Genomic DNA, 25,690 nt, shown 5'->3' on the forward strand with positions numbered 1-25,690 from the left:
GCCCGTACCGCGCAAGTACTACGTGAGTAGTTTTTGTACGATTGCCAATACAGTGCTGAAAGCCGTAAACATGGCCATGACGACGCCCAAGGGGTACCAAAAATTCTCTCGAGTTATCTTGTGGGTCTCGGCAGTCAGTTTGCGTTGCTCCGCATAGATGCGTGATATGTCGGCGTGAATCTTCTCCAGTGCGGCTTGTTCTTTGTCGTGTTCCAACATCGTCTTCATCCTTCGCAAAATAAGGGCCTTTTGACATGCGCTTTTATCTGCATAGCAGCGTGACCAGCGCTCACCGAGTATAGGATTCACCTTCGGGCTCAGCCGTGGGCGAACCCCAAAACGACTCGCCATTGCGTAAGCAGTTATGTGCCGCCGTTTTTTCCCTGTCATGTTGCGAGCGCATGCTGGAATCCGTCACTCCCTGACGACCCCATAAAGACGATAAAGCGAACTTTCCTACGTCACAAACAGTCACTTAGGATAGATGCAGCTCCCGTTGAACCGATTGTTCCCGAACTATTGAGTGGTGATCGAGATGGAAAGTATCAGCCTATTGCTCGAAGAAGCACTGAGCCCTTATCAGGTTACGCTGACCACCTCTGGTGTGCAGGACGAGTGTCTGGTGACCGTGAAGAACCCTGCTGGCGCTATCGTGGTCGAGCGTGACGTCGACCGGGCGCAATTGCTGGACAAACGCGTGTTGGTGGATGTGGTGGATTGCCTGCTGCGCGACATCAAAATTGCCGAAGGGCGCCTGGAACCCTCGGTCATCGCGGCCTTGCGTAATGCCGCCCAGACACGTAGCGCCGCTGCTGCATGAAGAATTGTTTATTCAGGGAAACTTCCTACAACGTGCCCGGTCAGATTTCATAACAGCAAGCGCAAACATTGTGCTCCGGTGTTTGTGCCTTGTTGTACTGGTCTCTATTGGTAGGCCACGTTTAACCCCGAGTTGTCTCCCCACTGCTCGGGGTTTCTTTTTGCCCGCGATTTGTCACGGCGCTGGCGCATCCTGGAAGAAGCTTGGGTTGTCGTGCAGATAACGCTCGCGCATCACTGGGTCCAGCCACGAGGCGTAGGACTGTTGCACCTGCTCCAGCGGGACCTTGCGCAAAACCTGGTTGATCCGCTCGATGGCCTGGCGCCCTTGAGGTGTATCCGAGCAACCAATGTACGTGCGCTGGTAAGGCGATGAACCTTTGATCGGATAGAACCGCAAGTCTTCGGAGGCAATGCCCTGCTGCATCGCGTGGTAGCGGATTTCCGGCCAATAACCCAGCACTGCCTCCAGCCGCCCAAGACGCTGCATCTGCAACAGGCTGCCCAAGGCATCGTTGCCGTAATGGAGCGCCAATTTGTGTGCGTCGGCATGCTTGAGTTGTTCATCGATGGCCGGGCCGTAGCTGCGTTCTGCAATGGTGCCGATCCGGGTGTTATGGGCCTCCAGGAAGGCGTGCAGGTCGAATTGATCCTGGGTGATAAACGCTGACAGGGCTTCGAGTTGGCTGCGTCGCAGCGTGACCCCATTGCTGGCGACTACAAATGCCTGGCTCGAAAACACCACGTACTTCGCCCGCTCCGCCGTCCACAGCAGGGACGGGTCGCAGGTGAACGAGGGTTCGCGCAGCATCTGCGTGCCACGGGCGCGGTTGACGTGCAGCACTTGGTGCTGATATTCCGGCAAGCGCTCGATCAGCATCGGCAGCAGTTGATCCAGGGCGCCTTCGCCACTGCGTGGTCCTTCGAAGATGGTCAGTGGCGGCAAGTCGCGCAATAGCCAGATCAACGTGTCTTGGGCGTTCGCCGCAAGAGGCCAGCCACACGCCATAAGCGCAGCGAGGCACAGCTGAGTGAGCCGAGCGGCCATCAGATCGCGCCTGCCTCGCGCAAGCGAACAATGGCGGCTGCGTCATAACCCAGCCCATTGAGTACTGCGCTGTTGTGTTCACCCAGCTGGGGCCCGACCCATTCGCAGCTGCCGGGGGTGTCCGACAGCTTGGGCACGATGCCGGGCATCTTGAAGTCCTTGCCGCCGGGCAACTGGGCGTTGAGAAACATCTCGCGGGCGAGGAATTGTGGGTCACCCAGCATGTCCTCGGCACTGTAGATGCGGCTCGCCGGTACTTCGGCGTTGTTCAAGGCCTCGATCACCTGATCCAGTGGCAGCGAATTAACCCAGCGATCGATCACACCGTACAGCTCATCCCGGCGGCTATCTCGCCCGTCATTGCTGGCAAGCGCAGGATCATTGGCCAGATCCTCTCGGCCAATGGCGACCATGAAACGCTTGAAGATGGCATCACCGTTGGCGCCAATCTGCACATGCTTGCCGTCGGCACTGGTGTGAATGGAGGAGGGCGTAATGCCGGGCATGATGTTGCCGGTGCGCTCGCGAATAAAGCCGAACACGTCGAACTCGGGGATCATGCTTTCCATCATGGCGAAGATGGCTTCATACAGTGCCACATCCACCACCTGGCCCAGCCCGCCGTTGACTTCGCGGTGTCGTAGCGCCATCAGCGCACCGATCACGGCCCACAAGGCGGCAATCGAATCACCGATGGAAATGCCTGTGCGCACAGGGGGGCGGTCCTCGAAACCGGTGATATAGCGCAAGCCGCCCATTGACTCACCCACCGCGCCAAACCCCGGCTGATCCTTCATCGGCCCGGTCTGGCCAAAGCCCGAGAGCCGCACCATGACCAGTTTCGGGTTGAGTGCGTGCAAGGTCTCCCAGCTCAGGCCGAGTTTCTCAAGCACTCCGGGGCGGAAGTTTTCGATCAGGATGTCGGCGTCGACCAGCAACTGCTTGAGAATCGCCAGGCCGTCCGGGTGCTTGAGGTTCAGCGTCAGTGACTGCTTGTTGCGTGCCTGCACAAACCACCACAGCGAAGTGCCTTCATACAGCTTGCGCCACTTGCGCAGTGGGTCGCCGCCGTCCGGCGATTCGACCTTGATCACCTCGGCACCGAATTCGGCGCAGATACGCGAGGCGAACGGGCCGGCGATCAACGTGCCGAGTTCGATGACTTTCAGGCCAGCAAGCGGTTTGGCATTAAACGACATGGGGATCCTTGTCTGCGCGGGGCGGGGGTGTGAAGCCTTTTAACATAGGCGAGCGGCGCCGTGCAGTGGAGGATTCGTTGAATCACCCCACCATCGGTTAGACTGGCCGCCTTTCCCTGTCTCTAGAAGTCCGTTCATGGCCCAGCCGTCCACGACCTACAAATTCGAACTCAACCTTACCGACCTTGATCGCTCGGTGTACGAGAGCGTCAAACAGACCATCGCCCGCCATCCTTCGGAAACCGAAGAGCGCATGACCGTGCGCCTGCTGGCCTACGCCCTTTGGTACAACGAGCAGTTGGCATTTGGCCGTGGCCTGTCAGATGTAGACGAGCCGGCCCTGTGGGAAAAGAGCCTGGATGACCGGGTTCTGCACTGGATCGAAGTCGGCCAGCCCGACGCCGAGCGCCTGACCTGGTGCTCGCGCCGTACCGAACGCACTAGCCTGCTGGCCTACGGCAGTCTGCGTGTGTGGGAAGGCAAGGTGGTGCCGGTGGCCAACAACCTGAAAAACGTACACATCGCCGCCGTGCCTCAGGAGGTCCTGGAGACCTTGGCCAAGGACATGCCCCGCGTGATCAAGTGGGATGTGATGATCAGCGAAGGCACGATGTTCGTCACGGATGACCGTGGCCAGCACGAAGTGCAGCTGCAATGGTTGGTCGGCGAACGCGGTTAAACATGTGGGAGGGGCGGTGCGACGATTCGACTTGCCCCTGATAGCGGAGGGTCAGTTGAAGATAAGCTGACTGATGCATCGCCATCGGGGGCAAGCCCTTTCCCACTTTTATCCATATTGTTTCCAAGATAGTTGTTTAACCGTTATATCAATAGAGAAGCCCTCAGTACCCCATGCGTATCGATCCCCGCCCGTTACCCGCCACCCTGCCATTCCTCGGTGAATTGCCACCGCTGTTGACCCGTCTCTACGCCGCGCGTGGCGTGCAGTCGGAGGCCGAGCTGGATAAAAGCCTGGCGCGGTTGATTCCCTATCAGCAGCTCAAGGGCATCGATGCGGCGGTGGATTTGTTGGTGACCGCCCTGGAGCAGCGCCAGCGCATCCTGATCGTCGGTGACTTCGACGCCGATGGCGCCACTGCCAGTACCGTGGGTACGCTGGGCCTGCGTTTGCTTGGCGCCGCCCATGTCGATTACCTGGTGCCCAATCGCTTCGAATACGGCTATGGCCTGACCCCGGAGATCGTCGCTGTCGCCTTGCAACGCGAGCCGCAGTTGTTGATCACGGTGGATAACGGTATTTCCAGTGTCGAAGGCGTGGCGGCGGCGAAAGCGGCGGGGTTACAGGTGTTGGTCACCGACCACCACTTGCCGGGGGATGAACTGCCGGCGGCGGACGCTATCGTCAACCCGAACCAGCCGGGCTGCGCGTTCCCCAGCAAGGCCCTGGCCGGTGTGGGCGTGATCTTCTACGTACTGATGGCCCTGCGTGCGCGCCTGCGCAGTCTGGGCTGGTACGAGAACAAACCGCAGCCGAACATCGGCGAACTGCTGGATCTGGTGGCCTTGGGCAGCGTCGCCGACGTGGTGCCCCTGGACGCCAACAACCGCATCCTGGTGCACCAAGGCCTGGAGCGGATTCGCGCAGGGCGTGCGCGGCCGGGGATCAAGGCGATCCTGGAAGTGGCCAAGCGCGACGCGGCGCGTATCACCTCCACCGACCTGGGCTTTATCCTCGGGCCGCGCCTGAACGCCGCCGGGCGTCTGGATGATATGAGCCTGGGCATCGAATGTTTGCTCACTACCGACGTCGCCGCCGCACGGGAAATGGCCGCGCAACTGGACGGCATGAACCAGGATCGCAAATCCATCGAGCAAGGCATGCAGCGTGAGGCCCTGGCCCAGCTCAAGGACTTGCCGGTGGAGTCGATGCCCTACGGTTTGTGCCTGTTCGATCCGGAATGGCACCAAGGCGTGATCGGCATCCTGGCGTCACGCATGAAGGAGCGTTACTTCCGCCCGACCATCGCCTTCGCCGACGCCGGTGACGGCCTGCTCAAGGGCTCAGGGCGCTCTGTGCAGGGCTTTCACATCCGTGATGCCCTGGCGGTGGTGGCGAGCCAGCATCCCAACCTGATCGCCAAATACGGCGGCCACGCCATGGCGGCGGGGCTGACACTGCCGGAGGAAAACTTCCCACTGTTCGCCGAGGCGTTTGACGCCGAAGTACGTCGGCAACTGCGCGAAGAAGACCTGACCGGACGCTTGTTGTCCGATGGCACGCTGGCAGTGGAAGAGTTTCACCTGGAACTGGCCCGCGCCTTGCGTCATGCCGGTCCTTGGGGCCAGCACTTTCCCGAGCCGGTGTTTCACGGTGTGTTCCAGTTGGTGGAGCAGCGCGTGGTGGGGGAGCGACACTTGAAGGTGGTGCTCAAGACCGAATGCGGGTCGGTGAAGCTCGACGGTATTGCGTTTGGCGTGGATCGAGAGGTCTGGCCGAACCCGACGGTGAAGTGGGTGGAGTTGGCCTACAAGCTGGATGTGAACGAGTTTCGGGGTAATGAGACAGTGCAACTGATGATTGCCCATATCGAACCGCGTTAAACCTCACCAACACCGCAAAACCAATGTGGGAGGGGCGGTGCGACGATTCGACTTGCCCCCGATAGCTGAGTGTCAGTCACTGAACCTTTGACTGAACCACCGCTATCGGGGGCAAGCCCCCTCCCACATTTTTTGCGTACAGCCTGAAATTACTCAGCTTTATCCTTGGCCTGATGCTTCACGATGATATCCACCAACCGCTTTGCCAGCGCCGGGTAGTTCTCATCAAAGTGATGCCCACCTGGCAGCTTCAACGCTTCACCCACCGCAGTCTTGTCCGTGCAGCCGCTCTCGTCGACTTCCTCTGCACCATAGATGCACACCACTTTGTCCGCCGGCAGCTTGGCCATTTCCGGGCCCGTTGCGGCTTCTTTGCCCGCGTTGCCCAGCCAGCCTTCCACTTCGATCTCAAAGCTGCCGGTACGCGCGAACGCCAACAGGATGATCGCATCCACACGCTGCTGTTCGTTCTCCGGCAGGCGGTTGTAGATGGCGGGGAGGACATCGGCGCCGAACGAGTAGCCGGTCAGCACGAAGCGTTTGGTGCCCCACTTCTGACGGTAATGCTGCATTAGCTCAGTCAGGTCCTTGGCGCTTTGCTCAGGCGTCTTGTGCTGCCAGTAGTAGCGCAAGGTGTCGATGCCCACCACCGGGTAGCCGATCTTGGCCATCTCGCCCGCGACGTCGCGGTCCAGGTCACGCCAGCCGCCGTCACCGGAGAGGAACAGGGTCACGGTGTCCTTGGCTTGACCGGCCGGTACTTCGACCACTGGAATGGCCAGGCCGCCATTGTCCGAGCCCACCAGTTGCTTGCGCAGTTCGTTGTTCAGCACTTGCGGGTAGTGAATGTCGTAGTCGCTGATGCTGGTGGTGGCACGTGGTGTGTCACGCACGAAACTGGCGCTTTCATCGTCAGGGTTATCGTTCCAGGCCACCAGCCAGTTACCGTGGGCCGACGTTTTTGGCAGTGGGTCCTTGCAGCCTTCCTGCACCAGGGCGAAGCCGACGGAGATGGCGTTGGCCTTGTCGTCGTTCTGGGTGGCCAGCCAGCGCCAGGCGAGGGCGGCGCCAGGGCCGATGCCGCTGACCAGCGTCGCCGGGCCCTTGAGCTGGCCCAGGGCGTTTTGCAGCGCTTGCTCCTGCAGCTTGCAGTCATCCTTGGGCAGGATCACTTGGACAATCTGTGCCGTGCCTCCCTGGCTGAGGGCGATCAGTTGGCTGTCGGTCAGGGTTTCATCGGCCATCACGGCCACTGCGACGCGGGCTTTGGCTGTGCCGTACGGGGTCACGCGGGTCATCACCGAGCCGTCGGCCTGGGGCAGTTGCTCCAGGGTCGGTTGCGGGGCAGGGCGGTTCCAGTACCAATAGCCGCCACCCAGGATCAGGGCGAGCAGCACTACAAAAGCCAATACATACCGCCAGGAACGTCGAATCATCAGCGTTTCACCAATCCAGTCAAGCCGCCCGCGATCAGGGCGGCGGTATCGGCCAGTGCCACCAGCGGATCAAGTCCTGCGGGCACGGCCATGTAACGGGGTTCCCAGTCAGGCTGGAACTTGTCTTTGAAGCGGCGCAAACCTTGGAAGTTATACAGTTGCTCGCCACGACGGAACACCATCGAGCCCAGGCGCTGGGTCAGTGGCGCGCCGCGACGGGGTTGCAGGCCCGACAACGGCACCATGCCGAGGCTGAAGCGGGCGTAGCCGTGACTCTTATAGTGTTGAATCAGGCCGACCATCATGAATTCCATGGTCAGCTTGGGCGCGTCCGGGTGGGCACGCATCAAGTCGAGACTGGCCAGGTCGTGGTTGAAGGTCTCGAGCAGGTTGGCGAAGGCCACCGGGCGCCCTTCGAAGCGAATGATCGCAATGCGAAAGTGCTTGAGGTAGTCGTCGCTGAAACGGCCCAGGGAAAAGCCCTTTTCCCGCACGTTCTTGCCGGTCAGCCAGGCGTCGGAGATGACCTTGAGTTCATCCATCGGCGCCATGCCCGCATCGCAGATCTCCAGGGACAAGCCGTCCCGGGTGCCACGGTTCCAGGTGTAGCGCAGGTCCTTCATCTCTTTGCCCTTGGCTTCCAGGTCAAAGCGTTTCAGGTCGACGCGGGCTTCTTCGCCCAGCTTGATCGCGGTAAGGCCGATGTCCATGTAGTACGGCAGGTTCTCCGCCCGCACCTGATAGAACACCGGGCGCGCGTGGTGAATGTCGCAGAGGTCACGGAACTGCCAGATCATTTCGGCCCGTGCCAGGGTCGGCCCGATCGGGTCGTACAAGGCTACCAGGCTACGCCCGCGACGGGCGTACATGAGAAAAGCTTCATCATTGGGATGGAACAGCAGCGCTTTGTCGCCAGTGAGCGCCAGGCCGCCGTCGGGTTGGGACGAGGCCATCAGGATCTTGCTGGCGCGTTCCAGTTCATCCGGGGTGGGCAGGTGGATCACCGGGCGCGCGGTGCGCAGCAGCCAGGTCAGCGACACGATCACCAGCACGACAGCGGCACCCAGCAACGAGCGCAGGCCGCGTGGGGCGTTGGCGTCGAGGGTGAACTGCCACCACAGTTGATGGCTGTAGGGGACGTCCTGGTAGGCAAACAGCAGCAACCAGATCGAAGCCCCCAGCACGCACACACTGGCCACCAGGTACAGCGGCGAAAACGGCAACTCGGTCAGGCGGCTGGCGCGGTAGAACGAGCGCCGGAAAATCGCCAGCAGCACCGCCGTCATGGTCATCAGGCTGGCTTCTTCCCAGTCGAAACCCTTGAGCAGCGAGAGCAGGGCGCCGGTCAGCAGCAGCACCATGGTCAGCATCCAGGCCGCCGAGAGGCGTCGGCGCAAACCTTGGGCGAGCAACAGGCACAGCACGCCGATCAGGCTGGCACCGAAGTGCGAAGCATCAATCAGGCGGTGGGGAATCAGGAAGCCGATGTTTTCCAGGCGTGAATCGATTTCCGGCGTGGCGCCGGAAAACAGCAGGACCACGCCGGACAAAAAAACCAGTACGGCCAGTACTGGCGCTGCCAGCCCTGACGCAACCCGCAGACTTTGCTGAGTCTGGAACAGGCGCTGCGCTTCGTTGACCAGCAGGAACACGCAGGCGATCAGCAGTGGCAGCACCACGTAGATCATGCGGTACAGCAGCAGGGCGGCGGCCAGTGGCGCAGCGCCGAGTTTGTCGGCAAAGGCGGCGAGCAGGATCGCTTCGAATACACCCACGCCACCGGGTACATGGCTGAGCACACCGGCGGCCAAGGCCAGCAGATACACCAGCAGGAATGGGCCGAACGGCGGCGCTTCCGGCAATAGCATATAAAGGACGGTAGCGGCTGCGGCGACGTCGAGTGCGGTGATGATCAATTGCAGGAACGTCAGGCGGGCGCCAGGCAGGCGCAGTGTGCGACGGCCAATCTGCACCAGCAGGTTGTCGGCAAAGGGTTGCTCTGGCAAACGACGCCGATAGAGACCGATACACAGTGCAACCGTCAGCAACAGCACAGCACCGGCAACGCCGCCGAGCAAACCTTCGGATAACCCCAACGCGGTTGCGGCGGCCGGCAGGTTGCTCAAGGTCGCCAGCGCCGCCAGCGGGGGCAGGGCGCAACCGAGCGCGAGGCTGGCGAATACCGTCATGCGCGCGACTTCCGATGCGCCGATGCCGTGGCGGGCATACAGGCGATAACGCACCGAACCACCGGACAGCATCGACAGGCCAATCGCATTGCCAATGGCAAAGGCGGTAAATCCACCATGGGCCAAGGTCTTGGCTGGCAGCTTCACACCGGCGTAGCGCGCGCCGGAAAATTCGTAACCCAACAGAATGACGAAACCGGCGACTGCGGCGGCAAAGGCGCCGAGCAACGCAGGCTTGGGCACTTCCAGGATGGAGTCATGGAGCGCGTAGAGATCCAGTTCCAGCAGCAGGTGTCGGCAGGCGATCAGGGCGATTGCGAACAGCAACAGGGTAACGGCCAGCCCGATGGGTTGCCGGTATTTGCTTAACAGATCCAGCCAACGCAGACGGGTAGGAGTGATCGGTTGTTCTGCTGTGACGGTGTCTTGTGTTTCAGACGAGTTGGCGCGCATCAATCACCTCGTGGATTGTGCGCGACAGGATGGAGGTATCCAGCCAAGTTACCAATCCCTATGGACAAAATAATTACAAATATTAACGCGTATCACCGAGTGCGGCGACAGCGGCCATTGGTCGTAGAGGGGTAGCGCTTGAGCATTGAGCATAGCTTGCAATGAAATGGACTCTACAAACCATTTACGGTTTCATGAAAGATGCCATGTCATTGTTTCAGAAGAACTTTTTTTGCGGATACAAAAAAGGCCACTCTTTCGAGTAGCCTTTTTTGATGTTTGGTTGCGGGAGCCGGATTTGAACCGACGACCTTCGGGTTATGAGCCCGACGAGCTACCAGACTGCTCCATCCCGCGTCTGTGGGCGGCATTCTACAGTCAAGTGGCGGGGTGTCAACCGTTAATGTCGTAAAGGGTCAAATAACGGTGAATTGGTCACTCGAGCGCCCTAAGTCCGCGATTGAAAACGGTTTTGCTTGTGTTCCCCATTTTGTGAGGCGCACAAAAAAGGCCACTCTTTCGAGTAGCCTTTTTTGATGTTTGGTTGCGGGAGCCGGATTTGAACCGACGACCTTCGGGTTATGAGCCCGACGAGCTACCAGACTGCTCCATCCCGCGTCTGTGTGGCGGCATTCTACAGAGGAACTCGGGTGTGTCAACCCGTGAATGAAAGAAAAGCGCTTGTGGTTCAATCGGTTAGCTCTCCATGTAGGCGCTTGGGTGCCCTCGGGGCCAGTCTGGCTAGGGGTTTCGGCTCTATTGAGGGCTAGGATTCGATTGAAAAAATAAATTCATTTGGGAATCTTCCTACCGCTTATACGGAAGATTCAAACTACTGGTGCTATATACAGGGGTGAATGCGATACTGGCCACCCGTTGAATCAACCCTCTGTTTATATGACGCAACGCAAAATCATCCACGTCGACTGTGATTGCTTCTACGCCGCCATCGAGATGCGTGATGACCCGAGCCTGGCGCAAAAGCCGCTGGCGGTCGGCGGCTCGGCGGATCGGCGTGGGGTGATCGCAACCTGCAACTACGAAGCACGGGCGTATGGGGTGCGTTCGGCCATGTCGTCACGTCATGCCTTGAAGCTGTGCCCGGACCTGACCATCGTCAAGCCGCGTATGGATGCCTATAAGGAAGCATCGAAGGAAATCCAGACGATTTTTCGTGACTACACCGACCTGATCGAGCCGTTGTCGCTGGATGAGGCGTATCTGGACGTTTCCGACAGCCCGCACTTTGGCGGCAGTGCCACGCGTATTGCCCAGGATATTCGGCGCCGGGTCTCCAATCAGTTGCATATCACTGTGTCTGCCGGTGTTGCGCCGAACAAATTCCTGGCCAAGATCGCGAGCGACTGGAAAAAGCCCAACGGCTTGTTTGTGATTACGCCAGACCAGGTTGAAGACTTCGTCTCCCAGCTGCGCGTGAGCAAGTTGCACGGCGTGGGCAAGGTCACCGCCGATAAGCTGGCGCGCCTTGGCATTGAGGACTGCCTACAGCTTCGCGAGTGGAACAAGCTGGCGTTGGTGCGAGAATTCGGCAGTTTTGGCGAGCGGCTTTGGAGCCTGGCCCGTGGGATTGATGATCGGGTAGTACAGAACGACAGTCGTCGGCAATCGATCAGCGTGGAAAATACCTACGATGTGGATTTGCCGGACCTGTCCAGCTGTCTGGCGAAACTGCCTGAGCTCATGGAAACCCTGGCGGGGCGCATGGCGCGTATCGACAGCAGCTACCGGGCGGGCAAGCCGTTCGTTAAGGTGAAGTTTCATGACTTTACCCAGACCACCTTGGAGCAGGCAGGGGCGGGGCGGGATTTGGAGAGTTATCAGCAGTTGCTGACGCAGGCGTTTAATCGGGGTGGGAAGCCGGTGCGGTTGTTGGGGATTGGGGTGAGGTTGCTGGACTTAAGCAATGGCAACGAACAACTCGAATTTTCCTGGTAGAAACCGGGAGCAAAGTGTGGGAGGGGGCTTGCCCCCTCCCACATTTTGATCTTCAACAGTCTTGAGAAATCAGCGAGCGCCGGGATCTGCGACGAGGCGCCCCGCATCCTTGGTCAACGCCTGCAAAAACTCCTGCTGCAACTCCGGATCATTGCGCGTCAGTTCGATCAGGCTTTGTTCCAGCTCACTGGCTTCTTCTTCCAGGCCCAGTTCCGACAGGCGTTTGACCCGGTGCACCCACTGGTTCACTTCGTCATCTTCCAGGTCGTCATAGATCAGGCCATGGGCTTCCAGCAACTTGTTGCGCAAGGTGCTGCTGACGGCGAGGGTCGAGTCCGAATGCACGTCGTCCTGGCCATCTTCCACGCTGATCTTCAGGGTGGTGACGCGGTTCAAGTCTTGCTCGGCAAACGGGCTGTCCAACAGGTTCAGGCGCAGCACGCCGTTACGGTCGGTGGTCAGTTCGTGAGTCTGCTTGCCAGCGGTGACCTGTACCGGGCGTTCGCTCCAGGGCAGGCTCGAATACTCCGTGCGTTTATCACGCTGGACTTCATCGATACCCGCCAGGTTCTGTTGCGCGCGGCCGTGGGATTGCACGTTCATGAACGGGTTGAGGCCGTCCACGCCGTAGGTCAGCCAATCGTGGGTCATGCTGGTGGGCAAGTGACCCAGAGCGAAGATATTCGCCACGTTGGCCCCCGCGCCCGCCACCAGGGCTACCGCACCCAAAGGCATCTCGTAGACTTTGCGCCAAGGCTGGTAGGGGGTGTAGCGGTCGTAACGACGGGTGACTTCGAACTCGGTGACCTCAAAGGTCTTTTGCTCGTGAATCCGCACCCGGCGTTGCGGCAGTTCCAGCACTTTGGGTTCGCCCACGTCGATCTGCAAGCTGTGGTCGAGCAACTTACGCTCGACCCGTTCCTCGTGCTCACTGCGTTGCGACATCTGGTTGGCGCAGCCGCTGACCAGCAGGGCGCCGCACAAGGCGGCGCCCCCCAGGGCTCTGGTGTTTCGCTTGAACATGACGTCTCTTGATCTGGTTTTCAGCGACGAATACGCGCCTGGAGGAAAGACAGCACGTCAGCCACCGGCAACGGTTGGGCTTCGGCTTCGGTCCGGCTCTTGTATTCCAGATTGCCATCGGCCAGACCGCGGTCACTGACCACGATACGGTGCGGGATACCAATCAGTTCCATGTCGGCAAACTTGATGCCGGGGCTGGTTTTCTTGTCCCGATCATCCAGCAGCACTTCAAAACCGGCAGCCGTCAGTTCGGCATACAGTTTGTCGGTGGCTTCGCGTACTTGCTCGGTTTCATAGCGCAGCGGCACCAGGGCGATCTGGAACGGCGCCAGGGTGTCGCTCCAGATGATGCCTTTTTCGTCGTTGTTCTGCTCGATGGCAGCCGCAACCACGCGGGAAACACCAATGCCGTAGCAACCCATGTCCAGGGTGATCGGCTTGCCGTTTTCGCCCAGCACTTCGCACTTCATCGCCTTGCTGTACTTGTTGCCCAGCTGGAAGATGTGCCCGACTTCGATACCGCGCTTGATTTCCAGGGTGCCCTTGCCATCCGGGCTTGGGTCGCCAGCGACAACGTTGCGCAGGTCGGCCACGGTTGGAACCGGCAGGTCACGCTCCCAGTTCACGCCGAAGTAGTGCTTGTCGTCGATGTTCGCACCGATGCCGAAGTCGCTCATCAGCTCGACCGAACGGTCGATGATGATCGGCAGCGGCAGGTTCAGCGGGCCGAGGGAACCGGCGCCAGCGCCAATGGCGTCGCGCAGTTCGGCATCGGTGGCCATGACCAGCGGGCTGGCCACGCCAGGTTGCTGGGCGGCTTTGATTTCGTTGAGTTCGTGGTCGCCACGGATCACCAAGGCGATCAGCTTGCCTTCTTCCTCGGCGCGCACGATCAGGGTCTTGATGGTCTTTTCAATCGGCAGATTGAATTTTTCCACCAGGGCCGCGATGGTCTTGGTCTCCGGGGTGTCCACCAGGCGCAGTTCTTCGGCCGGCGCAGCGCGGGAAGTTTCCCGTGGCACGGCTTCGGCTTTCTCGATGTTCGCTGCGTAGTCGGAACCGTTGCTGAACACGATATCGTCTTCGCCGGACTCGGCCAGTACGTGGAACTCGTGGGAGCCCGCGCCGCCGATGGAGCCGTTGTCCGCTTCAACCGGGCGGAATTTCAGGCCCAGGCGGGTGAACACGTTGCAGTAGGCCTGGTGCATGCGGTCGTAGGTGACCTGCAACGAAGCCGGGTCGGCATGGAACGAATAGGCGTCCTTCATGATGAATTCACGGCCGCGCATCAAACCGAAGCGTGGGCGGATTTCGTCACGGAACTTGGTCTGGATCTGATACAGGTTCAGCGGCAGTTGCTTGTAGCTGCTCAGCTCGTTGCGCATCAGGTCGGTGATCACTTCTTCGTGGGTCGGGCCGGCGCAGAAATCGCGGCCATGACGGTCCTTGAAGCGCAGCAACTCGGGGCCGTACTCTTCCCAGCGCCCGGATTCCTGCCACAACTCAGCCGGTTGGGTGCTCGGCATCAACACTTCGAGAGAGCCGGCGGCGTTCATTTCTTCACGAACGATGGCTTCGACCTTGCGCATCACCTTCAAGCCCATGGGCAGCCAGGTGTACAGGCCGGAGGCCAGTTTGCGGATCATGCCGGCGCGCAGCATCAGCTGATGGCTGATCACGACCGCATCGGAAGGCGTTTCTTTCTGTGTGGCGAGCAAATATTGACTGGTACGCATGGTAGGCCGTTGTCGGTTGCTTGGACTTGAAATGACTTGGGATTGTACGGGCGGTTGCTGCCGGAGTACAGGCGTCAGAATGCGGAGGGGTAGGTGGGAGGGGGCTTGCCCCCGATAGCGGAGTGTCAGTCACGGCAAATACAACTGATACAGCGCAATCGGGGGCAAGCCCCCTCCCACATTGACAGTGGTGTATCAGTCTTCGACCGGGGGATTCAAGCGCGCCCGGCGGTTTTCCTGGAACCAATGCAACGCAATCAAAAACAACGTCGGCACACCCAGCAGGCAGGTGATCAGGAAGAAGTTGTGATAGCCGAACTTCTCCACCATCACCCCCGAATACCCGCCGATCAAGCGTGGCAGCAACAGCATGATCGAGCTGAGCAGCGCGTATTGGGTGGCGGAGAACTTGAGGTTGGTCAGGCTCGACAGGTACGCCACGAACGCCGAGGTGGCCAGGCCCGAGCTGAAGTTATCCAGGGAAATGGTGAAAATCAGCATCTGCAGGTCCGGGCCCATATCCGCGAGCATCACGAACAACAGGTTGGTGCCGGCTGACGCCACACCGCCGATAAACAGGATCGGCAAGATACCGAAGCGCACAATCAGCAGGCCACCCATGCCGGCGCCGAGCAGGGTCATGATCAGACCGAAGATCTTGCTGACCCCGGCAATCTGGTCCTTGGTGAAGCCCTGGTCGATGTAGAACACGTTGGCCATCACGCCCATCACCGTGTCGGACATGCGATAGGTGGCAATCAGCCCGAGCAGCAGCAATGCCTGCCAACGGTAGCGCAGGATAAAGTCGTTGACCGGCGTCAGCACCGGCGCCAGGCCACGTCGGCCCATGGCTGACAGGCACAGTGCGGTAAGGGTGATATAGAGGATGGCGCGCAGGAAGGCGCGGTCTTCCATCAGCAGATCCCACAGGCTCATGCCGTGGAACAGCACGCTTTCGAAGTCCGTATTGAACAGCTGGGTGAACATCGCCGGCACCGACACCAGCAACACGATCAGCACAAACACCGACACCAATTGATGCACGAAGCTGTAGCGCCCGGCCTGCAATTGGGTACGCAGTGGCACGTTGGGTTCACGCATGAACAGGGTGGTCAGCAGCGCCGGGATCATCAGCACGCCGAACAGCACATAGGTGCCGAGCCACGCCGAATGTTGATAGTTGAAACCGGTAGAGCCGAAGCCTTCGGCAAAAAACAGCGCACCGGCTGTCGCCAGCAGCGCCGCGATGCGGTAACCCGACATATAGCTGGCAGCCAGGGCGGCCTGGCGGCTGTCGTCGGCGATTTCCAGGCGGTAGGCATCGACGGCGATATCTTGGGTGGCAGAAGCGAAGGCGACCACGACGGCAATCGCGATCAACCATGACAGGTGCTTCTGCGGGTCGCAAAAGCCCATGCCGATCAAGCCGAGGATCACCAGCGACTGCGCCAGTACCAGCCACGAACGGCGCCGCCCGAGCTTGCCCAGCAACGGCAGGCGCCATTGGTCGAGCAGCGGCGACCAGACCCATTTGAAGGCATACGCCAGGCCGATCAGGCTCGCATAGCCGATGGTCTCGCGGGCCACACCGGCCTCACGCAACCACACCGACAGCGTCGAGAACACCAACATGTAAGGCAGGCCGGCGGCAAAGCCGAGCAACAACAGGACTAACGTCGAGGGGCTGGCATAGGCGGCGAGCGCGGCGCGCCAGGTTTTACGGGGCATGGGCTGGAGTCTGCCTCAGATTTGCGGAAACAAAGCGCGCACTCTAACCGCTGTGCTCTACCGGGCGCCAGCCATGGCGCTGAATATCAACGCGATTGTTCAGGATAGTGACGCCTTCGCTGCGTAAACGTGCCCGTTGCTCGTCGCCTGAGGCGCTGCCCACTGGCAGACTTATCCGACCACCGGCACCCAGCACGCGATGCCAGGGCAGCCTGGTGTCCTCGGGAAGTTGGCTGAGGGTGCGTCCCACCCAACGTGCCGCGCGCCCCAGTCCGGCCAGGTGCGCCAGTTCGCCGTAACTCACCACGCAGCCTTCGGGCACCTGTGCCAGGGTCAGGTACAGCGCCGTGCGGCGCATTTCGGCGGGGCTTTGTGGGGTTTCGGCAGGTTGATTCACTGTGGGGCTACCCGTTGAGATCGTCGGTCTTTTGTAAGAAACGTCTGTAAACATGGCGATGAGAATTGAACTCAACCCCAATCCTTGAGTCAGTCCTTGCTAAGACGTTATCTAACACGATAATGCCCTTTTTTCGCCAAGCCCGAGCCCCGAATCTGCTTATGTTGTCCAGAACCCTGCTGTGCCTTGCTGTTTTCAGCGCCTCCACGCCCTTGCTGGCCGACACCGTCTGGTTGAAGAACGGTGACCGCCTGACCGGCAAGATCAAAGTCTTCGACGGTGGCAAGTTGCTGGTTCAGACCGATTACGCAGGCGCCATTCCCATCGACTGGAAGCAGGTGAAAACCCTGGAAAGCGACCAGGAGCTGCTGGTCAAGCAGGACGCCTACACCGGCGAAAAGGCCAAGTCCCTGAAAGCGGCGGATGACGGCAAGGTGACGCTGGCCAATGGCGAGGCACCCAAGACCGTCGAATTGGCGAGCATCCAGCAGATCATCAAGCCCAAGCCGGTGATTGAGGACTTGGTGTGGAAGGGCAATGTCGACCTGGCGCTGGACTACAAGCGCGCCGAAAACGACACCAACGATTACGACATCGATTTCAAGACCACCGCCCGCCACGGCAAGTGGCGTCACACCGGCCAAGGCGAGTACAACCGCGAGTTCCAGGACGACGTCACCACCACCGATAACTGGGCCCTGGAGTATGACCTGGACCGCTTCCTGACCGACCATTGGTTCTGGCAGGGGCGTTTGACCTACAAACGCGACAAGGTTGAAGACCTGGCCCGACAACGCACCGTGGGTACCGGCCCTGGCTACCAATTCTGGGACGATGAACTGGGCGCGTTCTCCCTCGGCTCGCTGGTCAACCGCACCGACTATGAATATGCCGACGGCGGCAAAGACAACTTCTATTCGGTGGCGATGAAGTGGAATTACAACCGCTATCTGGTGGGCAAGACCGTCGAATTCTTCACCACCGGTGAGCTGGGCCGGCCGATTGACGGGCCGGTCGACTACTCCCTGGATGCGGAAATGGGCCTGCGCTACAAAGTCACCGAGTGGGCGTCCCTCAACCTCAAGGCCGAGCGTGACATTATCAGTGGCGACTCCGACAGCAGCCTGAGCAAGACCCGCTATACCGCAGGCTTCGGCGTGGCCTGGTAATAAGGTCGAACAAAACCTGCTTGGCAACCGCTGTGCATATTGATTACCGTGTGTTGAGATCCATTCCCATATGCCATGGGCGGCGCAATACCCGAGGAGTCATACGTTGAGCACACAGGTTGCCAAGAACGCCCGAGAGCTGTTGCTCAAGGAATACCGTGGGGCGCTTTCCACATTGTCCAAGGCCATGCCCGGCTTCCCGTTCGGCTCGGTCGTGCCGTATTGCCTCGACGAGCAAGGCCGCCCGCTGATCCTGATCAGTCGCATTGCCCAACATACTCACAACCTGCAAAAAGACCCCAAGTGCTCGTTGCTGGTGGGAGAACGTGAAGCGGATGACGTGCAAGCCGTCGGCCGTCTCACGTACCTGGCCGAAGCCGAGAAACTGGAGGAGGGCGCTGCCATCGAGGCGGCTGCCGAGCGTTACTACCGCTACTTCCCCGAGTCGGCCAACTACCACAAGGCGCATGATTTCGACTTCTGGGTGCTCAAACCGGTGCGCCACCGCTATATCGGTGGTTTCGGTGCGATCCACTGGATCGACCAGCTCACCCTGGCCAACCCCTTTGCCGGCAAGGCCGAGCAAAGCATGATCGAGCACATGAACAGCGATCACACCAAGGCCATCGCCCATTACGTCGAGTTGGCCGGTTTGCCGACCTCGGAACCGGCGCAACTGGCCGGCATCGACAGCGAAGGCATGCACCTGCGCATTGGCCAATCGTTGCACTGGCTGCCTTTTGCCGAGTCTTGCAACACCCCGACACAAGTGCGAGAAGCCCTGGTTTCATTGGCCCACGCCGAGGTCTGGCCGAAAAAAGCACCTGCCAACGCTTGAATTCACGAAACGGCGACGTCATCTAAGGTGGACTAGCAAGGCATTCTTGCGTTGAGGAACCTTTTGATGCGCCCTTTTTTGTTGCTCTTTCTGCTGTTCCCGGTGTTGGAGCTGTTCGTATTCGTTCAAGTCAGCGGAGCGATCGGGTTTTTCCCGGCCCTGTTGCTGATCATTCTCGGCTCGATGCTTGGCGTACTGGTGCTGCGCGTCGCCGGCCTGGCCACGGCGCTACGTGCCCGTGAAAGCCTGAACCGCGGCGAACTGCCAGCCCAGACCATGCTCGAGGGCCTGATGATGGCCCTGGCCGGTGGCCTGTTGATCCTGCCGGGTTTCATCAGCGACGTGGTCGGCCTGGTCATGTTGCTGCCGTTCACCCGCAAGCTGCTGGCCGGCAAGATGCGTCAGCGCGCCGAAGAAGCGGCGATTCGCCAACGTGCGTTTGCCGATGACCTGCAATCCCGTGGTGGCCCGGCTCCGCGCCAACCGCTGGAGCGGGAAGGCGACGTGATCGAAGGCGAGTTCGAGCACCGCGACAGCAAATAACCGCTTCACTGGCACGGCACCTTCGGGTGCCGTGTTGCTTTGTGCCGCCGGCAGCTGCAAAAAAAATCCGCCGAGGCCTCTTGTAATAACCTTATGCGCCCTTATGTATCGGTCACCGCAAGGTTTCTGGTGGCGACACCAGACAGACTTCAGCGTCTTGCTTGGCGAGGCGCGACCGGTATAGCCGGAATACAACTTGCCGGTACTGACACCGGCCGATGAAAAACACAATTAGGAGAGATCGACAATGAGCAAGCTTCGTCCTCTGCACGACCGCGTCGTAATCCGTCGCAGCGAAGAAGAAAAGAAAACCGCTGGCGGTATCGTTCTGCCAGGTTCGGCTGCTGAAAAAGCCAACCACGGTGTGATCGTCGCTGCAGGCCCAGGCAAGACTCTGGAAAACGGTGAAGTACGTGCGCTGGCCGTTAAAGTCGGTGACAAGGTTGTATTCGGCCCTTACTCCGGCAGCAACACTGTGAAAGTCGACGGCGAAGACCTGCTGGTCATGGCTGAGAACGAGATTCTCGCCGTACTGGAAGCGTAATTCCCGCTCATTTTCCCGTTACTTCAAAGTATTTAAGGATTATCGATCATGGCTGCTAAAGAAGTTAAATTCGGCGATTCCGCCCGCAAGAAAATGCTCGTTGGCGTAAACGTCCTGGCTGACGCGGTTAAAGCGACCCTGGGCCCGAAAGGCCGTAACGTGATCATCGAGAAGAGCTTCGGCGCTCCGACCATCACCAAGGACGGCGTTTCCGTCGCCAAAGAAATCGAACTGGAAGACCGTTTCGAAAACATGGGCGCGCAGCTGGTCAAAGACGTTGCCTCCCGTGCCAACGATGACGCAGGCGACGGCACCACCACCGCTACCGTTCTGGCTCAGTCGATCGTCAACGAAGGCCTGAAAGCCGTCGCTGCCGGCATGAACCCGATGGACCTGAAACGCGGCATCGACAAGGCGACCATCGCCATCGTCAAAGAGCTGAAAAACCTGTCCAAGCCATGCGCTGACACCAAGGCAATCGCTCAGGTAGGTACTATCTCCGCCAACTCCGACAGCTCCATCGGCGACATCATTGCCGAAGCCATGGAAAAAGTCGGTAAAGAAGGCGTGATCACCGTTGAAGAAGGCACTGGCCTGGAAAACGAACTGTCGGTTGTAGAAGGCATGCAGTTCGACCGTGGCTACCTGTCCCCGTACTTTGTCAACAAGCCAGACACCATGGTTGCCGAGCTGGACAGCCCGCTGATCCTGCTGGTCGACAAAAAGATCTCCAACATCCGCGAAATGCTGCCAGTGCTGGAAGCCGTTGCCAAAGCCGGCCGCCCACTGCTGATCGTGGCTGAAGACGTTGAAGGCGAAGCCCTGGCGACTCTGGTTGTGAACAACATGCGTGGCATCGTCAAAGTCGCAGCCGTCAAGGCGCCAGGCTTCGGCGACCGTCGCAAGGCCATGCTGCAGGACATCGCTGTTCTGACCGGCGGTACCGTAATCTCCGAAGAGATCGGGCTGAGCCTGGAAAGCGCCACCCTGGAAAACCTGGGTAGCGCCAAGCGCGTCACCCTGTCCAAGGAAAACACCATCATCGTTGACGGTGCTGGCGTTGAAGGCGACATCGAGTCGCGTATCGCTCAGATCCGTGCCCAGGTTGCCGAGACTTCCTCGGACTACGACCGTGAAAAACTGCAAGAGCGTCTGGCCAAGCTGTCCGGCGGCGTAGCAGTGATCAAGGTTGGCGCTGGTTCCGAAGTAGAAATGAAAGAGAAGAAAGCCCGCGTTGAAGACGCCCTGCACGCAACCCGCGCAGCCGTTGAAGAAGGCGTGGTACCTGGCGGTGGCGTTGCGCTGATCCGTGCTCTGGAAGCGCTGACCAACCTGACCGGCGACAATGCTGACCAGAACGTAGGTATCGCTGTACTGCGTCGCGCGGTTGAAGCTCCAATGCGTCAGATCGCTGCAAACTCCGGCGACGAGCCAAGTGTTGTGGTCAACGAAGTCAAGAACGGCAAAGGTAACTTCGGTTACAACGCTGCGACTGGCGAATACGGCGACATGATCGACATGGGCATCCTGGACCCTACCAAGGTGACCCGTTCGGCACTGCAGGCAGCTGCCTCGATCGCTGGTCTGCTGTTGACCACCGACGTTGCGATTGCTGATGCACCGAAGAAAGAAGGCGCTGCTGGCGGCGGCATGCCAGACATGGGCGGCATGGGTGGCATGGGCGGCATGATGTAAGCCAGCCTTACCCCCGTACTGAAAAAGCCCCGCCTGCAGTGATGCAGGCGGGGCTTTTTTATTGGAGCTGTGTGCTGTTTGTGAGGGCCTCATCGGGGGCAAGCCCCCTCCCACATTTTGAATGTATTCACAGATCAAAGTGTGGGAGGGGCGGTGCGACGATTCGACTTGCCCCCGATAGCGGCCTTACACCCGCCGCAGATATCGGCTACCGCCCACTCAACTGCGGACTAGCCTCCTTCGGCCCCTTCCAGCTCAACAATTGCTGCTTGAACCCATAACTGGCCGCCTGGTAATAAGTGATCGCCCGCTGAATCAACGGATCATCACTGCCCACCCGCGATTCCTGGCTCTCACCCAGCGCCTGGTCGTGACGACGCAAGCCCAGGCGTGGACTGAGAATCGCCAGGTCCTTGCCATCGAACAACCCCAGATGCTGATAGTTGCCCACCACCACACGCGGTGGCAGCGGGTTGTCCTGCAACAGATTGCGACCAAAGAAGGTGGATTCGTAGCTCAGGTTGATCAACCCCAGCAACGTCGGCGCCAGGTCAATCTGGCTGGCCAACAGCGCCGTCTCCCGGGCGTCAACCAACTTGGGCGCATAGATGAACAGTGGAATCTGGTAATTGGTGATCGGCAGGTCTTCCTTGCCTGCGCTGCCAGCGGTGTGGTCGGCGACGAACACAAAGACCGTATTGTCGAACCAGGGCTTTTGGCGCGCAGCGGTGAGGAACTCACCGATGGCGTGGTCGGTGTATTTCACCGCGCCGTCACGACCATTGCCGGATTTGATATCGATACGCCCGTCCGGGTAGGTGTAGGGGCGATGGTTGGAAGTCGTCATCAACTGCAACAAAAACGGCTGCTGCTTGGCATAGTCGGCATCGGCCAGTTTCAGGGTCTGCTTGTAGAGGTCTTCGTCAGCCATGCCCCAGGCATTTTTAAACGAGATTTCCGATTCCGGCACGCTGCTCTGGTCCACCACTCGGTAACCGTTGCCGCTGAAAAACGCATTCATATTGTCGAAATAACCGCGCCCGCCGTAGACGAACACACTGTCATAACCGATGGCGGTGAGCTGTTGGCCCAGGCTGGCGAAACCGCTTTCACGACCAATACGCTTGACGATGGAGCGCCCCGGCGTCGGTGGAATCGCCAGGGTAATGGCTTCCAGGCCACGGTCAGTGCGAGTGCCGGTGGCGTAGAAGTTGTTGAAGTACAGGCTCTGTTTGCGCAGTGCATCCAGATTGGGCGTGAGGTTACGCCCATCACCATTACTGCCCATGTACTTGGCGCTGAAACTTTCGATGGTCACCAGTACGATATTGGGTTTACGCAAGGTGCCGGGGTTGTCGATGGCGCGGCGAATATCCAACGGGTCTTTGCCGATAAAGCGTGCATTGGGCTCGCTGAGTTCGGCGCGCAATTGTTGGGCGACGACATCTGTCGGCAAGGTTTTGTAGAACTGGGGGTAATCCAACTCGTTGTTACGGAAGGCGGCGAAAAACTGGTAGGGGCCGTTGCTGGCCAGCTCGTTGTTGTAGGCATTGCCGCCCTGGGTGCGAGGGCTGTCCTGGCTGATCAATTGCAGGCTGAGGCCGGCAATCACCAGCAGGCCCAGTGCATTCACCAGACGGCCACGCAGTGGCGGCAGCGGTGCGTTCATCGCGGCGTTGAAAGGTTTGCGCAGGGCCAGGCTCAACACCACGGCCAGCACGGCCAACAAGCTGAGGAGTTTGCCGATTGGGTACGACTCCAGCAGGTTGTTCAGCACCTCATCGGAATACACCAGGTAGTCGACGGCGATAAAGTTGAAGCGCACGCCGAATTCATCCCAGAACAGCCATTCGGCCACCGAGGTGAACAGCATGGCGAACACGCTCACGGTCAGCACGGCTTGCAGGAACCAACGATGGCCCCGGCGGCGCCACAGGGCAGGTGGACACAGCAACAAATACAGGCCCAACGGCAACGCGGCATAGGCCAGAAAACCCAGGTCGTAGAGCAAACCCACGCCAAACACCGGCAGGAGATTACCGCTGACTTCATCCAGATGGGTAAGCAGTAGAACGCTGCGCGTGAGCAGGAAAATCACCAGCCAGGTGCCGGTGACGAGCAGCAGATAGCGCATAGGCGCTGTTTTGAGAAACCCCATGTCCAACTTCCTTATATCGATGGGCGGCGATCTTCGCCCTGACACTGTAGTCAGTTTGTGAAGCTATAGTGAAAATCTCGTTCAACTTAAATAACGGTTGAAAACCCTTATCGGCAGGCCGTTCAGGTCTATCCCTTAGCCCCACTTGGCCTTAAGCTGCGCGAGCCAACACGGCTGTTACCGCGTACGGAGACACTGCCCATGCGAATTCTATTGGTTGAAGACAACCGCGATATTCTGGCCAACCTGGCCGATTACCTGGGGCTAAAAGGCTATACCGTGGACTGTGCGCAGGACGGTTTGTCGGGCCTGCACCTGGCCGCCACCGAGCATTACGACTTGATCGTGCTCGACATCATGCTGCCCGGCATTGACGGTTACACCTTGTGCAAACGCCTGCGCGAAGATGCCCGCCGCGACACGCCGGTGATCATGCTCACCGCTCGCGACCAACTGGATGACCGGCTGCAGGGCTTCAAGTCCGGCGCCGATGACTACCTGCTCAAGCCTTTCGCCCTGTCGGAACTGGCCGCACGCATCGAGGCCGTGCTGCGCCGTGCCCAGGGTGGCGGGCGCCGTGCCCTGCAAGTGGCTGACCTGCATTACGACCTCGATACCCTGGAAGTCACCCGCGAAGGGCGCCTGCTCAAGCTCAACCCGGTCGGCCTCAAACTGCTGGCGGTGCTGATGCAGAAGAGCCCCCACGTACTGCGTCGCGAGATTCTCGAAGAGGCCCTGTGGGGCGATGACTGCCCGGACAGCGACAGCCTGCGCAGCCATGTTCATCAATTGCGCCAAGTGATCGACAAACCGTTCGCCAAGCCGCTGCTGCAAACCGTGCATGGCGTGGGTTATCGCTTGGCCGAGGGGCGTGATGGAGTTTAAGCAAAGCCTTGCCCAACGGATCATCATCGCCTTTGCCTTGATGAGCGCGTTGGTAGCAGGGGCCTTCGCCATGGGCATTGTGGCGACTGTGCACCTGGTGGAAGAGAAGCTGATCTCGGCCGGGTTGGGCGGTGATTTGCAGCGCCTGTTGCTGATGGACACCGTGGAGGACTGGCGGCATCGGCCGGAGCCGGACCAGCTGTTTTACTTCAGTGGCGGCCCGGGCGATTTTGAGTTGCCCAAAGACTTGCGCCACCTTGAGCCCGGTTTTCATGAAGTCTTTCGTGAGGCCTTGTCGTACCACGCCATGGTTGAAGTGGTGGATGGTCGGCGTTATGTGCTGTTGCAGGATCAAAGCGATTTCGAAGAACGCGAGCGCGTTCTGTTTGCCGTCGTGCTGGTGGGCTTTGTGCTCAGCCTGGCATTGGCGGTGTTTCTCGGCTGGGTGCTGGCCCGCAAAGTTATGGCACCGGTGGTGCGACTGGCCCGGCAGGTGCGTCACCGCGACCAGTTGCTCGGGCTGGCGCCGCCCTTGGCGCCGGATTACGCCGCCGATGAGGTGGGCGAGTTGGCGGTGGCGTTTGATGCCACCCTGGGTCGGTTGCGTCAGGCATTGTCCCGTGAGCAGCTGTTTACCAGCGATGTCAGCCACGAACTGCGCACCCCGTTGATGGTATTGGCCAGCTCCTGTGAGCTGTTGCTGGAGAACCCGGCGATTGATCAGCGCGGTCGCAACCAAGTGGAACGTATCGCCCGTGCCTGCAGCGAAATGCGCGAACTGGTGCAGACCTTCCTGATGCTGGCCCGTGCGCAACATAACGATGCGGCGATGTCTCCCCAAGTGACCCTCAGCCAAGTGGCGGATGATTTGCTCGGCATTTGGCGCGAACCCATCCAGCAAAAGGGCTTGGAGTTGATCTACCAGCCGGGTAACCCACTGGATACGCGCTACAACACCACGTTCCTGCATGCGGTGATGGGTAACCTGCTGCGCAATGCACTGCATTACACCGAGCATGGCTTTATCCGCTTGACCCTGGAACCCAGCGGTTTTGTGGTGGAGGACAGCGGCGTGGGTATTCCTGAAGAAAAGCGCGAAGCGATGTTCGAGCCTTTTGTACGCGGCAGCGAGAAGCGTGGAGAAGGCCTGGGCCTGGGCTTGTCCTTGGTGCAGCGTATCTGTGAAAACCAGGGCTGGAGCGTGAGCCTCAGCACCATGGAGCCCAATGGCTGCCGCTTCCATGTTGAATTGAGCCAGGTCAAATCCTGACTGCCCTCCCTGCCGCTATCCTGCGGCAGATCCCAGCCTATT

General features: G+C 59.7%; 21 protein-coding genes and 2 tRNA genes. 11 read left to right on the plus strand and 12 right to left on the minus strand.

Annotation, left to right across the window (positions count from 1 at the left end; translation table 11 throughout):
• Nucleotides 1–18: 18 nt before the first annotated feature.
• Nucleotides 19–219 carry a hypothetical protein gene (locus DYL61_RS02500; RefSeq protein WP_043205840.1) on the minus strand — a complete coding sequence of 67 codons (201 nt, stop codon included), beginning with the start codon at nucleotides 217–219 and terminating at the stop codon, nucleotides 19–21.
• Between the two features lie 316 nt (nucleotides 220–535).
• Here DYL61_RS02500 and DYL61_RS02505 point away from each other — a divergent pair, with 316 nt between their 5' ends.
• Complete coding sequence (locus DYL61_RS02505; RefSeq protein WP_105695331.1) at nucleotides 536–820, plus strand: DUF3509 domain-containing protein; 285 nt, start codon at nucleotides 536–538, stop codon at nucleotides 818–820.
• Nucleotides 821–994: 174 nt separating this feature from the next.
• Here the strand turns inward: DYL61_RS02505 and DYL61_RS02510 are convergent, their stop codons facing one another.
• Complete coding sequence (locus DYL61_RS02510) at nucleotides 995–1,867, minus strand: TIGR02285 family protein (RefSeq protein ID WP_135307073.1); 873 nt, start codon at nucleotides 1,865–1,867, stop codon at nucleotides 995–997.
• Nucleotides 1,867–3,066, minus strand: coding sequence for a CaiB/BaiF CoA transferase family protein (locus tag DYL61_RS02515; RefSeq protein WP_135307074.1), 1,200 nt, complete (start codon nucleotides 3,064–3,066; stop codon nucleotides 1,867–1,869). The genes DYL61_RS02510 and DYL61_RS02515 overlap by 1 nt, the downstream gene beginning before the upstream one ends.
• Before the next feature lie 136 nt (nucleotides 3,067–3,202).
• Between DYL61_RS02515 and DYL61_RS02520 the strand changes: the two genes are divergently transcribed.
• A complete protein-coding gene (locus tag DYL61_RS02520; RefSeq protein WP_105695334.1) occupies nucleotides 3,203–3,745 on the plus strand; it encodes a YaeQ family protein in 543 nt (180 codons plus the stop codon).
• A 173-nt stretch (nucleotides 3,746–3,918) separates the two neighbouring features.
• On the plus strand, nucleotides 3,919–5,628 hold the full coding sequence (gene recJ / locus DYL61_RS02525; protein WP_135307075.1) for a single-stranded-DNA-specific exonuclease RecJ: 1,710 nt from the start codon (nucleotides 3,919–3,921) through the stop codon (nucleotides 5,626–5,628).
• Between the two features lie 149 nt (nucleotides 5,629–5,777).
• Here recJ and DYL61_RS02530 read toward each other — a convergent pair whose 3' ends face one another.
• The 4 genes from DYL61_RS02530 to DYL61_RS02545 all read right to left on the minus strand — a co-directional run bounded on the left by DYL61_RS02530 (nucleotide 5,778) and on the right by DYL61_RS02545 (nucleotide 10,324).
• Nucleotides 5,778–7,064, minus strand: coding sequence for a virulence factor family protein (locus DYL61_RS02530; RefSeq protein ID WP_135307076.1), 1,287 nt, complete (start codon nucleotides 7,062–7,064; stop codon nucleotides 5,778–5,780).
• Nucleotides 7,064–9,706: a bifunctional lysylphosphatidylglycerol flippase/synthetase MprF gene (gene mprF / locus DYL61_RS02535; protein WP_135307077.1), complete on the minus strand. Its 2,643-nt coding sequence runs from the start codon at nucleotides 9,704–9,706 to the stop codon at nucleotides 7,064–7,066. The genes DYL61_RS02530 and mprF overlap by 1 nt, the downstream gene beginning before the upstream one ends.
• A gap of 280 nt (nucleotides 9,707–9,986) precedes the next feature.
• Nucleotides 9,987–10,063, minus strand: a tRNA-Met gene (locus DYL61_RS02540).
• A gap of 184 nt (nucleotides 10,064–10,247) precedes the next feature.
• Nucleotides 10,248–10,324: transfer RNA gene (locus DYL61_RS02545), tRNA-Met, on the minus strand.
• Between the two features lie 279 nt (nucleotides 10,325–10,603).
• On the opposite strand from DYL61_RS02545, the gene dinB reads away from it, so the two are divergent.
• The gene (dinB, locus tag DYL61_RS02550; RefSeq protein WP_064054577.1) at nucleotides 10,604–11,662 is read left to right on the plus strand and encodes a DNA polymerase IV; all 1,059 of its coding nucleotides are present in this window, start codon (nucleotides 10,604–10,606) and stop codon (nucleotides 11,660–11,662) included.
• A 69-nt stretch (nucleotides 11,663–11,731) separates the two neighbouring features.
• Here the strand turns inward: dinB and DYL61_RS02555 are convergent, their stop codons facing one another.
• The 4 genes from DYL61_RS02555 to DYL61_RS02570 form a co-directional block, all read right to left on the minus strand.
• Nucleotides 11,732–12,685, minus strand: coding sequence for a hypothetical protein (locus tag DYL61_RS02555; RefSeq protein ID WP_135307078.1), 954 nt, complete (start codon nucleotides 12,683–12,685; stop codon nucleotides 11,732–11,734).
• 20 nt (nucleotides 12,686–12,705) lie between these two features.
• Nucleotides 12,706–14,421 (minus strand): proline--tRNA ligase, encoded by a 1,716-nt coding sequence (locus DYL61_RS02560; protein WP_135307079.1) that lies wholly within the window; start codon nucleotides 14,419–14,421, stop codon nucleotides 12,706–12,708.
• Between the two features lie 195 nt (nucleotides 14,422–14,616).
• A complete protein-coding gene (locus DYL61_RS02565; RefSeq protein WP_135307080.1) occupies nucleotides 14,617–16,149 on the minus strand; it encodes an AmpG family muropeptide MFS transporter in 1,533 nt (510 codons plus the stop codon).
• A gap of 43 nt (nucleotides 16,150–16,192) precedes the next feature.
• Nucleotides 16,193–16,507: an MGMT family protein gene (locus DYL61_RS02570; protein ID WP_238704516.1), complete on the minus strand. Its 315-nt coding sequence runs from the start codon at nucleotides 16,505–16,507 to the stop codon at nucleotides 16,193–16,195.
• A 200-nt stretch (nucleotides 16,508–16,707) separates the two neighbouring features.
• On the opposite strand from DYL61_RS02570, the gene DYL61_RS02575 reads away from it, so the two are divergent.
• From DYL61_RS02575 to groL, 5 genes are all read left to right on the plus strand, one after another.
• Nucleotides 16,708–17,715, plus strand: a complete 1,008-nt coding sequence (locus DYL61_RS02575) for a DUF481 domain-containing protein (RefSeq protein WP_105695343.1) — start codon at nucleotides 16,708–16,710, stop codon at nucleotides 17,713–17,715.
• Between the two features lie 106 nt (nucleotides 17,716–17,821).
• Nucleotides 17,822–18,553: a HugZ family pyridoxamine 5'-phosphate oxidase gene (locus DYL61_RS02580; RefSeq protein WP_135307081.1), complete on the plus strand. Its 732-nt coding sequence runs from the start codon at nucleotides 17,822–17,824 to the stop codon at nucleotides 18,551–18,553.
• Between the two features lie 66 nt (nucleotides 18,554–18,619).
• Nucleotides 18,620–19,096 (plus strand): FxsA family protein, encoded by a 477-nt coding sequence (locus DYL61_RS02585; protein ID WP_105695345.1) that lies wholly within the window; start codon nucleotides 18,620–18,622, stop codon nucleotides 19,094–19,096.
• A 247-nt stretch (nucleotides 19,097–19,343) separates the two neighbouring features.
• On the plus strand, nucleotides 19,344–19,640 hold the full coding sequence (locus DYL61_RS02590; RefSeq protein WP_016975516.1) for a co-chaperone GroES: 297 nt from the start codon (nucleotides 19,344–19,346) through the stop codon (nucleotides 19,638–19,640).
• A 48-nt stretch (nucleotides 19,641–19,688) separates the two neighbouring features.
• Nucleotides 19,689–21,335: a chaperonin GroEL gene (gene groL / locus DYL61_RS02595; RefSeq protein ID WP_135307082.1), complete on the plus strand. Its 1,647-nt coding sequence runs from the start codon at nucleotides 19,689–19,691 to the stop codon at nucleotides 21,333–21,335.
• Nucleotides 21,336–21,543: 208 nt separating this feature from the next.
• Here groL and DYL61_RS02600 read toward each other — a convergent pair whose 3' ends face one another.
• Complete coding sequence (locus DYL61_RS02600) at nucleotides 21,544–23,493, minus strand: LTA synthase family protein (RefSeq protein ID WP_135307083.1); 1,950 nt, start codon at nucleotides 23,491–23,493, stop codon at nucleotides 21,544–21,546.
• Between the two features lie 201 nt (nucleotides 23,494–23,694).
• On the opposite strand from DYL61_RS02600, the gene colR reads away from it, so the two are divergent.
• Together colR and DYL61_RS02610 are read left to right on the plus strand one after the other, a co-directional pair.
• On the plus strand, nucleotides 23,695–24,378 hold the full coding sequence (colR, locus tag DYL61_RS02605) for a two-component system response regulator ColR (RefSeq protein ID WP_016975511.1): 684 nt from the start codon (nucleotides 23,695–23,697) through the stop codon (nucleotides 24,376–24,378).
• On the plus strand, nucleotides 24,368–25,648 hold the full coding sequence (locus tag DYL61_RS02610) for a sensor histidine kinase (protein WP_135307084.1): 1,281 nt from the start codon (nucleotides 24,368–24,370) through the stop codon (nucleotides 25,646–25,648). The genes colR and DYL61_RS02610 overlap by 11 nt, the downstream gene beginning before the upstream one ends.
• Nucleotides 25,649–25,690: the final 42 nt, after the last annotated feature.

This window comes from Pseudomonas nabeulensis (assembly GCF_004682045.1).
GTDB classification, from domain to species: domain Bacteria; phylum Pseudomonadota; class Gammaproteobacteria; order Pseudomonadales; family Pseudomonadaceae; genus Aquipseudomonas; species Aquipseudomonas nabeulensis.